The organism is Streptomyces hyderabadensis (genome assembly GCF_020404845.1).
Taxonomy (GTDB): Bacteria; Actinomycetota; Actinomycetes; order Streptomycetales; family Streptomycetaceae; genus Streptomyces; species Streptomyces hyderabadensis.
The window spans coordinates 149,204-161,826 of the sequence record NZ_JAIOJZ010000008.1; the positions used below are offsets into that span (position 1 = coordinate 149,204).

Annotated in this window: 9 protein-coding genes; 4 read left to right on the forward strand and 5 right to left on the reverse strand. The window is 71.7% G+C overall.

The window, feature by feature from the left end; all coding sequences use genetic code 11:
- Positions 1 to 326 precede the first annotated feature (326 nt).
- Together K7854_RS09310 and K7854_RS09315 are read right to left on the reverse strand one after the other, a co-directional pair.
- Positions 327 to 1,358: a LacI family DNA-binding transcriptional regulator gene (locus K7854_RS09310; protein WP_226025911.1), complete on the reverse strand. Its 1,032-nt coding sequence runs from the start codon at positions 1,356 to 1,358 to the stop codon at positions 327 to 329.
- A 148-nt stretch (positions 1,359 to 1,506) separates the two neighbouring features.
- Positions 1,507 to 2,565: a multicopper oxidase domain-containing protein gene (locus K7854_RS09315; RefSeq protein WP_226025912.1), complete on the reverse strand. Its 1,059-nt coding sequence runs from the start codon at positions 2,563 to 2,565 to the stop codon at positions 1,507 to 1,509.
- Between the two features lie 200 nt (positions 2,566 to 2,765).
- Between K7854_RS09315 and K7854_RS09320 the strand changes: the two genes are divergently transcribed.
- Positions 2,766 to 5,243 carry a ThuA domain-containing protein gene (locus tag K7854_RS09320; RefSeq protein WP_372481018.1) on the forward strand — a complete coding sequence of 826 codons (2,478 nt, stop codon included), beginning with the start codon at positions 2,766 to 2,768 and terminating at the stop codon, positions 5,241 to 5,243.
- Between the two features lie 14 nt (positions 5,244 to 5,257).
- On the forward strand, positions 5,258 to 7,447 hold the full coding sequence (locus K7854_RS09325; protein ID WP_226025914.1) for an OmpL47-type beta-barrel domain-containing protein: 2,190 nt from the start codon (positions 5,258 to 5,260) through the stop codon (positions 7,445 to 7,447).
- 18 nt (positions 7,448 to 7,465) lie between these two features.
- Here K7854_RS09325 and ligD read toward each other — a convergent pair whose 3' ends face one another.
- A complete protein-coding gene (gene ligD, locus K7854_RS09330) occupies positions 7,466 to 8,491 on the reverse strand; it encodes a non-homologous end-joining DNA ligase (RefSeq protein ID WP_226025915.1) in 1,026 nt (341 codons plus the stop codon).
- A 74-nt stretch (positions 8,492 to 8,565) separates the two neighbouring features.
- On the opposite strand from ligD, the gene K7854_RS09335 reads away from it, so the two are divergent.
- Entirely contained in the window at positions 8,566 to 9,633 is a 1,068-nt protein-coding gene (locus tag K7854_RS09335) for an ATP-dependent DNA ligase (protein ID WP_226025916.1), read from the forward strand.
- A gap of 19 nt (positions 9,634 to 9,652) precedes the next feature.
- Here K7854_RS09335 and K7854_RS09340 read toward each other — a convergent pair whose 3' ends face one another.
- Positions 9,653 to 10,843 carry a zinc-dependent alcohol dehydrogenase gene (locus K7854_RS09340; protein WP_226025917.1) on the reverse strand — a complete coding sequence of 397 codons (1,191 nt, stop codon included), beginning with the start codon at positions 10,841 to 10,843 and terminating at the stop codon, positions 9,653 to 9,655.
- 211 nt (positions 10,844 to 11,054) lie between these two features.
- Between K7854_RS09340 and K7854_RS09345 the strand changes: the two genes are divergently transcribed.
- On the forward strand, positions 11,055 to 12,023 hold the full coding sequence (locus K7854_RS09345; protein ID WP_226025918.1) for a DUF3048 domain-containing protein: 969 nt from the start codon (positions 11,055 to 11,057) through the stop codon (positions 12,021 to 12,023).
- Between the two features lie 15 nt (positions 12,024 to 12,038).
- On the opposite strand, the gene K7854_RS09350 is transcribed toward K7854_RS09345, so the two are convergent.
- A complete protein-coding gene (locus K7854_RS09350) occupies positions 12,039 to 12,503 on the reverse strand; it encodes a MarR family winged helix-turn-helix transcriptional regulator (RefSeq protein WP_226025919.1) in 465 nt (154 codons plus the stop codon).
- Between the last annotated feature and the right edge of the window lie 120 nt (positions 12,504 to 12,623).

Below are 12,623 nucleotides of genomic sequence, written 5' to 3' on the forward strand. Positions count from 1 at the left end.
GAGGGCTGCTCCGACGCCCCGCACGCACGTCGGGGCCCAGCCCACCGGACCGGCGAACACACCCGACACCGGGGCTCCTCTCCGGCTGCCACCCGGTCGCCGAGACTGGCCCGGCCCGGGGCACAGGGGCACGCCCCCGCGTCCGAGCAGACCGCGCCGCCCGGACTCACGCCGCACCGCGCCGGCCGTGGCGACACGGACGGCCCCCGCCCCTCGCGGACGACCTCGCAGGCCCCGGTCCTCCGCGCTCGCGAAAGGCGGCCCTCCGGCGGCCCGGGCGTGGCCGCCTCCGTGCGCCGACCGGGCTCGCGCGGTGCGCGGGCCGTTCAGGCCGTGGCTCGGTGGACCAGGGTGGTCGGCAGGATCACGCCCGGCGGGGCGTCCGCGGTGTCGGGCGTCTCGTGGTCCAGGCCGCGCAGCAGGAGGCGGGCCATCAGCCGGCCCATGCCCTCGATGTCCTGGCGGACGGTGGTCAGCGGCGGGTCGGTCTGTTCGGCGACGGGCAGCATGTCGTCGAAGCCCACGACGGCCACGTCGTCCGGCACCCGCCGCCCCCGCTCGCGCAGTACCCGCAGGGCGCCCGCCGCGGTGAGGTCGTTGGCCGCGAACACCGCGTCCAGGTCGGGGCACCGGTCGAGCAGGTCCCGCATCGCCCGCTCACCGCCGCCCGCGGTGAAGTCACCCCGTGCGACCAGGCCCGGATCGGCGCCGGTCCGGACGTCGCGGAAGCCCGCGAGCCGGTCGGCGGCCGAGGTCTGGTCGAGCGGGCCGGTGATGTGCGCGATGCGGGTCCGGCCGAGCCCCGCCAGGTGCTGGACGGCCGACCGGGCGCCGCCGCGGTTGTCGCTGTCCACGTAGACCACGTCGTCCCGCCCCTCGTCCCAGTCGGGGCGCCCGCCGAAGACGGTCGGCACGCCGGCGCTGCGCACGAGACCGGGCAGCGGGTCGTGCAGGTGCAGGGAGAAGACGAGGGCGCCGTCGACGTGTCCGCCGGCCAGGTAGCGCCCGACCCGGGCGTGGTCCTCGCGGCCCTCGGTGAGCAGCAGCACGAGCTGGTTGTCGTGGGCCGTCAGTTCCTTGCTGATACCGCGCAGTTGCTGGGCGAAGTACGGGTCGGCGAACACCCGTGCCTCCGGTTCCGCGGCGACGACGGCGACGGCCTGGTGCCGCCTGGTCACCAGGGAGCGGGCGGCCTGGTTGGGCACGTATCCGAGTTCCTCCACCGCGCGCCGGACCCGCTCGGCCAGCGCTTCCCGCACCCCGTGGGCGCCGTTGACCACGCGGGACACGGTGGCCCGCGAGACCCCGGCGCGCTCGGCCACGGCCTCCAGCGTGGGGCGCGGCGCGGTCTCGGTCACGGACGACTCCCCTCGGCGGCTGCGGCTCAGGATAGCGGCAGGCCGCGGGCGGGAGGGGGTGCGCTCCGGGGAGCGGAAACGCCGTGTGCGCAGGGGGCCGGTGCGGTCACCGGCCGTCCTGCCGTCCGGCCGTCGTGCCGTCGTCGGCTCAGTGGTGGTGTTCGTGGGCGGGTGCCTCGCCGGTCGGCTCCGCGCCCTCCCCGGCTTCATCGCTCCGCGCGGTCGCCCCGCCCTGCGCGGTCGTCCCGCCGTGCTCGTGCGGTTCGTACCCGGGGATCGTGCCGTCCGGCTTCTTCACCAGGAACATCCCCACCATCCCCATGTCGGAGTGGCTCTGCACGTGGCAGTGGTACATCCACGCCCCCGCGCCCACCCCCTCCCCCGCGATGATCTGGAAACCGAAGGAGTCCGCCGGGCCGGTGATCTTGTTGTCGATGACCCGGCTCGGGTCATCGGGGCCGGTGAGGATGCCGGTGCGGTTGTCCGCCCAGCGGTGACCGTGCATGTGGAAGGTGTGGTAGTACTCGCCGTGCGTGATCATGACGATCTCGACGCGGTCGCCCACGGTGGCCTCGAAGTCGGGACCGGTGTGCGGCTTGCGGTTGTTGATGGTCATGTCGTTGAAGACGATGGTGTGCGTGGCGTCCGGCAGCAGGTCGCCCTTGCGGCGCACGATCACGGGGCCGTACAGGCCGTTGCGGATGCCCCCGGTGCCGTGCTCGGTGCCGACGACGTGGTCGTGGTAGTGCCAGTAGCCCGCACTGCCCGGCCGCCAGGTGCCGTCCTCGCGGCGTCCCGGTTTGTGGGTGCGCCAGGTGTAGGTGCGGGTGCCGCCGGGCTCCACGTCGCTCTTGTTCATCGCGGTGCCGTCGCTGGAGATCTCGTAGTCCAGGCCGTGGACGTGCAGACTGGCCCGCACGTCCATGGTGTTGGTGAACTCGATGTGCACCGTGTCGCCCTCGTTCAGCTCGATCAGCGGGCCCGGCACGGTCGCCTTGCCCTTCTCGAAGCCGTAGCCCATCTGGCCGTCCGCCAGCTTCTCGGCGTACATCTTGAGGTGTCTCACCTCGCCCCCGGCCGGTGCCGTCGGCGCGGTGACCTCCTTGGCCGCCGGGGCGGCGCCCGCGACCTCCGGAGCGATGGACAACGATGTCGCGGCGACCGCGCCGCCCAGCAGTACCCGTCGGTTGAAGCCTCGCCTGTCCATGCCGAACTCCCCACGCCGATACGGAATGTGCGCAGACCCAGGACCTGATTGGCTGTGATGAGCCTGTGGGACCGTACCGGTTGCCGCCGCGTTTATCCACACTCAGGACAAAGTTCGTTCGATTGCGGTCATACCTATTGGCGTACCGCGCAAAGAGGTCTAGCTTCCTTGGCGCTGCTGCCGTGACCGAGGAGGTGCCCATGCCCTTAAGAGGGTTGAGCGCGAGAAGAAGAGGCTGGGCGGCGTGCGCCACCGCCGCTTTCGTCGCCGCGGGACTGCTGGCCGGCCCTGCCGCCAGCGCACGTCCGGCTCCGGACCCATCCCTGACAACGATGTCGATCAAGTCGCCGCCCGGCGGCGCCAATGTACGGGTGCTGATCTTCTACGGTTCCGCCGCGGCCGGGGACGAGTCCCCGGTGGTGAACGCCGGCATCGCGGCCATCGAGCGGATCGGCCTCTCCGGACCTGCCAAGGAGCAGTTCACGGTCGAGGCCACGGACAACGCCAACGTCTTCACCAACGAGAAGAAGCTCGGCCGCTTCAACGCGGTCGTGTTCCTGACCGGCGGCGGCGACGTCCTGACGCCCGCCCAGGAGGCGGGCCTGGAGGCGTACATGGAGGCCGGCGGCGGGTTCGTCGGCATCCACGACGCGGCCCGTGCGGAGCCGTACTCGGACTGGTTCACCGGTCTGGTCGGCGCCCGGCCTGCCGCGGGCAGTCCCACCAAGGTCCAGCGGGCCACGGTGGAGGTCGGTGACCGGCGGCATCCGGCCACCAAGGACCTGCCGCTGGAGTGGAAGCGCCCCGACGAGTGGCTGAACTGGCAGAAGAACCCGTCCGGCGAGGTCCACACCGTGGCCCGGGTGCGCGAGTCGACCTACGCGCCAGGGACGAGCGCCAACGGGGCCGACCACCCGGTCAGCTGGTGCCGGGACTACGACGGCGGCCGGTCGTTCTACACCGGCATGGGCGGCACGGTGTCGTCGTACGACGAGACCGACTTCCGCACCCATCTGCGCGGCGCCCTGCTGTGGACGACCCGGCTCTCCCAGGCCGACTGCAAGGCGACCATCAACGCCAACTACAAGGCCGAGCGGCTCACCGACCCCAACCAGCCAGGCCAGAACGACCAGATCGGCGAGCCGCACGGCCTGGTCACCGCCCCCGACGGCCGCGTCTTCTACATCGGCCGCGGCGGCACGGACTCCTCCCACCCCGTGGTGACCGACTGGAACGACCCGGACGTCGGCAAGGGCACGGGCGAGATCCACGTCTGGGACCCGAAGACCGACAAGGTCACCCTCGCGGGCGCGCTCACCGTCTTCGGCAACAAGGGCGGCGGCGATGAGCTGACCAAGGTCGAGGAGGGCCTGCTCGGCATCGAGCTGGACCCGAAGTTCGAGGAGAACGGGTGGGTGTACCTGCACTACACCCCGCACTCCCAGATCAACCGGGACACCCACATGGCCGAGCGCCGGGTCTCCCGCTTCACCCTCGACCGGGCGACCGACAAGCTGGACATGGGCAGCGAGAAGGTGCTGCTCAAGTGGCCGGTGCAGATCCACAGCTGCTGCCACGCGGGCGGCGGGATGGCCTGGGACTCCAAGGGGAACCTGTACATCGCCACCGGTGACAACAACTCCAGTGGCTTCAGCGACGGTTACTCCGGCAACAACCCGGAGCCCAACTTCAAGGGCGTGTCCTTCGCCGACGCGCGCCGCACCGCCGGCAACACCAACAACCTCAACGGCAAGATCCTGCGCATCCACCCGGAGCCGGACGGGACGTACACGCTCCCCGAGGGCAATCTCTTCACCGGCAAGGAGACCGCCGAGGGCGGCGGCAAGACGCGCGGGGAGATCTACGTGATGGGGGTGCGCAACCCGGCGCGCATCTCCGTCGACAAGAAGACCGACACCCTGTACGCCGGCTGGGTCGGCCCGGACGCCGGTGCTCCGTCGCCGACGTGGGGTCCTGCCAAGTACGACACGTTCGCCACCATCACCAAGGCGAGCAACCGGGGCTGGCCGTACTGCATGGGCAACAAGCAGCCGTACCGGGACCGGAACCTGCCGGACCCGTCCAAGCCGCTGGGCTGGTACGACTGCGACCACCCGAAGAACGAGTCGCCGAACAACGACGGCCTGGTCAACCTGCCGCCGGTGACCGGCAACAACATCTGGTACTCGCCCCAGGGCGGCGGCCCCGACTTCCCGCGCGACGAGAACGGGGTCCCGTCGTACGAGCAGGACGAGGCCGTCTACCGGCTGCCCTGGCTCAAGGGCGGCGGCCAGGCCGCGATGAACGGCCCGGTCTACCGCTACGACGCGGACAGCACCAGTGACACCAAGTGGCCCGCGTACTGGGACGGCAAGTGGTTCGTCGGTGACTTCTACGACGCCGACCAGCCGCGCAACGCGGTGCTGATGGACCCGAAGACGCAGGGCGACGGCGGTCTGCCGGTGCACTCGGAGTCCCTGAAGAAGATCGTGCCGGTCGGCAACGACGGCATCAAGAACCTGATGGGCTGGAAGTTCGGCCCGGACGGCGCGCTGTACGTCCTCGACTACGGGCGCGGCTTCTTCACCTCGGACTCCAAGTCGGCCCTGTGGCGGGTCACCTACGAGGGCGGCGGCCCGACGCCGGCCGCCGACCAGCTGGCGAGGGGGACCGAGTGATACGCCAACGAAGAATGTGGGCCGCGCTGCTGGCCGGCCTGCTGATGGTGCTCGGGCTGCAGGCGACGTCCGCCTCCGGGCAGCCCGCGGCGGCGCCCGCCGCGGCCGCCGCCGACCAGGTGCTGACCTGGACCGCGGGCGACGACATCACCAAGTACACGTCGGCGCCCGAGACGGCGGTGGCCGGACCGGCCACGATCGTCTTCGAGAACAGTGAGGCGACCGGCAACACCACCGGCATGCCGCACACGCTGACGTTCGTGACCAGCGACCCCGAGTACAACCAGGACGTGCAGCTCAACATCCTGGCCAACCCCTTCGACGACCAGGGCGGCAAGCACACCGCCGAGGTCACCCTCACCCCCGGCAAGTACCTCTACCACTGCACGATCCCCGGCCACGGGGAGATGAAGGGCGTGCTCGTGGTGACCGAGGGCGGCGGTGGCGAGGACACCACGGCTCCCGCGACGTCGGCGGAGGTGGGCGGCACGCAGAACGCGGACGGCGCCTACGTCGGCTCCGCGACCGTGACGCTCGCCGCCACCGACGAGGGCGGCTCCGGCGTCGAGCGGATCGAGTACGCCCTCGGTGCCGACGGTGCCTGGCAGCCGTACACCACGCCGGTCGTCGTCGACCAGGTCGGCGAGCACACGGTGCGCTACCGGGCCTTCGACAAGGCGGGCAACGCGGCCGAGGAGAAGAGCGTCACGTTCGCCGTGGCCGCGCCGGACACCGACGACACGACCGCGCCGGAGACCTCGGCGACGGTCAGCGGTGAGAAGAACGCGGACGGTGCCTACATCGACATGGCGACGGTGACCGTCACCGCCTCCGACACCGGTTCCGGCGTCAACACCATCGAGTACGCGGTCGGCGACGGCGCCTGGACGGCGTACACGGCGCCGGTCATGGTGCACGAGGTCGGCGAGCACACCGTGCGCTACCGGGCCACCGACAAGGCGGGCAACGTCGCCGCGGAGAAGAGCGTCGCCTTCACCGTGGCCGCCGCTCCCCCGCAGGACACCACCCCGCCGGTGACCGGCGCGACCGTGGACGGCACCAAGAACTCCGACGGCGCCTACGTCGGCAGCGCGAAGGTGACCGTGAACGCCACGGACGAGGGCGGTTCCGGGGTCGCCGGGGTGGAGTACTCGCTGGACGCCGGGCCCTACCTGGCGTACACCGACCCGGTGGTGGTGGACCGGGTGGGCCGGCACACCGTGGCGTACCGGGCGAGCGACAAGGCCGGCAACACCTCCGAGCCGCTGACCGTGAGCTTCTCGGTGGTGGCCGGCGGAGTGCCGGCGCCGCCCTGCCCGGAGTACGACGAGCGCCTCACGGTGATCGTCGGCACGGTGGACTCCGGGGTGCCGAACCGGGTCACCAACAACCGGTGCCGGATCAACGAGATGATCGAGGACGAGAAGGAGTGGACGTCCCAGGCGCTGTTCCTCAAGCACGTCCGTGAGGTCATGGACGGCCTCCTGGACGAGGGCGTCGTCGACAAGCGGGAGTACCGGGCGATCAACAAGGCGGCCAAGCAGTCGAAGATCGGGCTGCCCGGCCAGACCGAGGGCTACCGCGCGATCCTCGACGGCAGCCAGGAGTCCTTCGCCAAGTGGGAGCAGGTGGGCGGCGGTTCGTTCGGGCTGAACGCGGACGGCTCGATCACCTCCAGCACCAGCACGCCCGGCATGGGCATGCTGTGGTTCCCCGAGCGCAAGTACGGCGACTTCTCGCTGAAGCTCCAGTGGCGGGACGACGCGCCGGGCACGGCGAACACCAACGGCGGCGTCTTCGTGCGCTTCCCGCAGGTGCACGACCACCCGGAGGAGTCCCGGCCGGAGTGGGTCGCCATCAAGTACGGGCACGAGGTGCAGGTGTTCGACAGCCCGACCGGCGACATGTACAAGACGGGCTCGGTCTACGGATTCGACCGGGTCGGCCTGGCCGGCGCGGGCGTGACGGAGAAGGGCACCTGGAACGACTACGAGATCCGGGTGGTGGACCAGCACTACTCGGTCTACCGCAACGGCGTGCTGATCAACGAGTTCGACAATTTCGGCGGCCAGACCTTCTACCCCGAGCGCTCGGACGACCCGGGCACCGACGGGCGGCGGTTCGCCTCCGGCTACATCGGACTGCAGGTGCACAGCACCTCGGACGTGGTCTCCTACCGCGACGTCCGGATCAAGGACCTGTAGGAACCCGGTGATCGGGGCTCAGTCCGGGCCGGGAGCCTTCTTCCTGGCCCGGCTGGGCTGGACCCGGCTCGGCTCGCCCGGCATCTTCGGATACTCGGGCGGGTACGGCAGATCACCGAGCCCGTGGTCGTGCTCGTCCTTCGTCGCCAGCTCCAGCAGCGCGTCGAGGGCGTACCTCGTGTCGTCCATGCCCGCGTGCACGTCGCCGAGTTCGGCGAAGCGCGCGGGCATGGTCGTGATGTCGAAGTCCCGCGGGTGCGCGACGCCCACCTCGTCCCAGGTCAGCGGCGCGGAGACCGGGGCACCCGGACGGGGCCGCACGGAGTAGGCGGAGGCGATGGTGCGGTCGCGGGCGGTCTGGTTGTAGTCGATGAAGATGCGCTCGCCGCGCTCCTCCTTCCACCACTTGATGGTGACCCGCTCGGGCATCCGCCGTTCCATCTCGCGGCCGACGGCGATCGCGGCGCGCCGCACCTGGGTGAAGGTCCAGCGCGGTTCGATCGGCACGAAGACGTGGATGCCGCGTCCGCCGGAGGTCTTGGGCCAGCCGCGCAGCCCGCCGAACTCCTCCAGCACGGCGCGCAGTTCGTGGGCGGCGCGGGCGGCGTCGTCGTAGTCGGTGCCGGGCTGCGGATCGAGGTCGATGCGCAGTTCGTCGGGGTGGTCCACGTCGTCGCGGCGCACCGGCCAGGGGTGGAAGGTGAGGGTGCCGTACTGGGCGGCCCACAGGACGGCCGCCTCCTCGGTGGGGCACATCTCGTCGGCGCTGCGTCCGCTGGGGAAGGTGATGTGCGCGGTCGGGATCCAGTCGGGCATGCCCTTGGGCGCGCGCTTCTGGTAGAACCACTCGCCGGTGATGCCGTCGGGGTAGCGCTGCAGGGTGGTGGGCCGCTCGCGCAGGGCGCGCAGGATGCCGGGGGCGACGGCCTGGTAGTACCGGGCCACGTCGAGCTTGGTGTAGCCGTCCTCCGGGAAGAAGACCTTCCCCGGGCTGGACAGCCGCACGGTCCGGCCGCCCGCCTCCAGTTCCACCGCTTCCGCCATGCGAGCCACGGTAGGCGCAGCACGGGAGCTTCGCATATCAGGCGTCCGGGGGCGCGGGCGTACAGAATCGGACCATGGACCTCCCCGTCATGCCGCCCGTGAAGCCGATGCTCGCCAAGTCCGTGGCGAAGATCCCGCCGGGGATGCACTACGAGGCGAAGTGGGACGGCTTTCGCGCGATCGTGTTCCGCGACGGCGATGAGGTGGAGCTGGGCAGCCGCACCGGCAAGCCGTTGACCAGGTACTTCCCGGAGCTGGTGACGGCGGTGCGGGAGCGGTTGCCCGAGCGGTGCGTGGTGGACGGGGAGATCGTGATCGCTCGGGACGGGCATCTCGACTTCGACGCACTGACCGAGCGGATCCATCCGGCCGACTCCCGGGTGCGGACGCTGGCGGAGCGCACCCCGGCCTCGCTGGTCGCCTTCGACCTGCTGGCCCTGGACGACGAGTCGCTGCTCGACGTGGGGCTGGCCGACCGGCGGGCGCTGCTGGTGCGGGCGCTGTCGGGGGTGACGCCGCCGGTGCACGTGGCGCCGGCGACGGACGACATCGAGGTGGCCCGGCGGTGGTTCGAGCAGTACGAGGGGGCGGGGCTCGACGGTGTCGTCGCCAAGCCGCTCGACCTTCGGTACCGGCAGGACGAGCGGGCCATGTTCAAGATCAAGCACGAGCGGACGGCCGACGTGGTCGTCGCCGGGTACCGCTTCCACAAGACCGGCCCGGTGGTCGGCTCACTGCTGCTCGGGCTGTACGACGACCGGGGGGTGCTCCAGCACGTGGGGGTGTCGGCCGCCTTCACCATGAAGCGCCGGGCGGAGCTGGTGGACGAGCTGGAGCCGCTGCGCATGGACGACTCCGCCGGGCATCCGTGGGCCGCGTGGGCGGAGGAAGCCGCGCACGAGTCGGCGCGGCTGCCGGGCGCTCCCAGCCGCTGGTCGGGCAAGAAGGACCTGTCCTGGGTGCCGCTGCGCCCCGAGCGGGTGGTCGAGGTGGCGTACGACCACATGGAGAACGGGGCGCGCTTCCGGCACACGGCCCGCTTCCGTCGCTGGCGCCCGGACCGGACCCCGGAGAGCTGCACGTACGCGCAGCTGGAGGAGCCGGTCCGCTACGACCTGGCGGAGATCCTCGGCGGGCCCTGACCCGCCGCCGCCCGGGCGCCTACGGCTTCATCAGCACCTTGACCGCGCCGTCCTGCTTCTTCTGGAACATCTCGTAGGCGTGCGGCGCGTCCGCCAGCGGCACCCGGTGGGTGGCGAAGCCGTCGACGCCGAGCGGGTCCTGGTCGGTCAGGTACGGGACGATCTCGTCGCTCCAGCGGCGCACGTTGGCCTGGCCCATCCGCAGCTGCACCTGCTTGTCGAACAGGGTGAGCATCGGCATCGGGTCGGCCATGCCGCCGTACACGCCGGACAGCGAGATGGTGCCGCCGCGGCGCACCAGGTCGATCGCGGTGTAGAGCGCGGCCATCCGGTCGACGCTGAACCGCTCCGCCAGGGGGCTGCCGATGGCCCGCGGCATCACCGCGGCGGTCTGCTGCACCAGCTTCGCCACGGCGCCGCCGTGCGCCTCGGTGCCGACCGCGTCGATCACCGCGTCGGGACCGCGGCCGTCCGTCCGGTCCTGGATCGCGGCGACGAGTTCCTTCTCGTTGTCGAAGGACCGCAGGTCGTAGGTCTCCACGCCGCGTGCGCGGGCCCGCTCCAGCCGCTCGGGCACCAGGTCCACGCCGAAGACCTGCTCGACTCCCTTGAGCCGGGCGATCCGGCAGGCCATGTCGCCGATCGGACCGAGGCCGAGCACGGCGACGCTGCCGCCCTGCGGGACGGACGCGTACTCCACCGCCTGCCAGGCGGTGGGCAGGACGTCGGAGAGGTAGACGAAGCGGTCGTCGGCCGGGCCCTCGGGCACCTTGATCGGGCCGTACTGGGCCTGCGGCACGCGCAGGTACTCGGCCTGGCCGCCGGGCACCGCGCCGTACAGCCGGGTGTAGCCGAACAGCGGGGCGCCCATGCCCTCACCGGTGACCTGGGTGGTCTCGCACTGGGTCGGCAACCCGGTGTCGCACATGTAGCAGTGCCCGCACGCGATCTGGAACGGCACCACGACCCGATCGCCCGGCTTCAGGTTCGTCACCTCGGAACCGACCTCCTCCACGATGCCCATGGGCTCGTGGCCGAGGATGTCGCCCGGCGTCATGAACGGCGTGAGCACTTCGTAGAGGTGCAGGTCGGAGCCGCACAGCCCGGAGGACGTGACGCGGATGACGGCGTCCGTCGGCTCCTGGATCCTCGGGTCGGGCACCTCCTCCACCCGGACGTCCCGCTTGCCCTGCCATGTCACTGCCTTCATCGCCCCGCGCTCCCTCCGTCGCCGTGCGCGTCGGTTCTGCGTGGCGGCCGGGTACCCCGGGGCTCCCGTCGCCGAACCCGGCGGCCTTTTCGGCCGAACAGCGGATTATCTGCCTCGTTCCGTGTGCCGTATCGGATTCAGTCAGGTATGGCACTAAATGCTTCAAGAAGCGCACAATCAATGACACGGGATGGGTGGACGGATGGTCGGGATGCGACGAGGGACGCGCAGGAGCCGGTACGCCGCCCTGCTGACGGCGGCGGTGGCGGTCTCGCTGGCCGCGGCGGGCTGCACGACGGGGCCCGGCGCGAAGGAGGACGCCCGGGCGCCGGAACCGGCGCGCTCGCACAGCGCGGCCCCCGCCTCCGGCCCGGTGCTCGCCGTCAAGGTCGACAACGTGCGCGCGGCCCGCCCGCAGACCGGCCTGGAGGCCGCGGACGTCGTCTACGCCGAGCCGGTGGAGGCCGGACTGAGCCGGCTGATGGCGATCTACGCCACCGAGCTGCCCGCGTCGGTGGGGCCGGTGCGCAGCGCCCGCGAGTCCGACCTGGAGCTGCTCGGCCAGTTCGACCGGCCGGTGCTGGCGTTCTCCGGCGCGCAGTCCAAGCTGCTGCCGCTCATCGACGAGGCGCCGCTGCGCGCGGAGCCGCCGGGCGAGGACTCCGACGCCTATGTCCGCGCCGCGGACCGGCAGGCCCCGCACAACCTCTACCTGCACCCGGGCGAGCTGCTGGACAAGCCCTCGGGAGCCGCCGCCCTCACCACCGGCTTCACCTACGGCAAGGCCCCGGCGGGCGGCCGGGCCCAGTCCTCGCACACGGTGCGCTACCCCGCGGCGAGCTTCACCTTCACCTGGTCCGGGAGCCGGGAGGCGTGGCTGGTCTCCCTGGACGGCTCCCCGGCCCGCACGGCGGACGGCGGGCGGCTGGCCCCGGCCACGGTCGTCGTGCAGCACGTGAAGGTGCGGGAGTCCGACTTCCGCGACTTCCGGGGCAGCAATTCGCCGTACGTCGAGTCGGTGGGCTCCGGGCGGGCCGAGGTGCTGCGCGACGGGCGCGCCTACGAGGCCACCTGGAAACGGGGGGCGGCCGCGGACGGCACCACCTTCACCACCGGGGACGGAAAGCCGCTGAACTTCGCCGAGGGCCAGGTGTGGGTGGTCTTCGCCGGGCGCTCCTGACCGGGAGGTCCCCGGTCAGCCCGCCGCCGCCGTCGGCTCGGCCGGGTTGCGGAGCCCTTCCGCGGCGTCCGCGACCCGGCGGATCAGGTCGATGAAGACCGCCTGCTCGTCGGCGGCGAGCGGGGCCAGGAACACCTGGTTCATCCGGGCGATGCGCACGCCCAGCCTGCGGTGGACGCGCAGCCCCTCGTCGGTGAGCCGGAGCAGGGACCGGCGGCCGTCCTGCGGGTCCCGGACCTTGTCGAGCAGCCCGCGGCGGCCGAGCCGGCTGACCACCTCCGCGATGGTGGACCGGTCCAGGCCCACCCTCTCCCCCACGGTCCGCTGGTCCAGGCCCGGCTCGGCGACCAGGGCGTTGAGGACGGCGTACTGCGGCGAGGTGGTCTCCTCCGAGACCATCGTGTTCCACAGCAGGTAGTGCGCCTGCTGCAGCCGCCGGGCCAGGTGGCCGGGGTGGGTGGCCAGATCGACCGCTGCCATGCGCGCACTCCCCTGGGTGACTTTCATCGGTGCACTGACGATACACGGCACCGAGTGCGGACGCTCCAGAACGCCGCATAGGGCCTACCTCGCATTTTGTAGGTCTTGACGCCCCGGCCG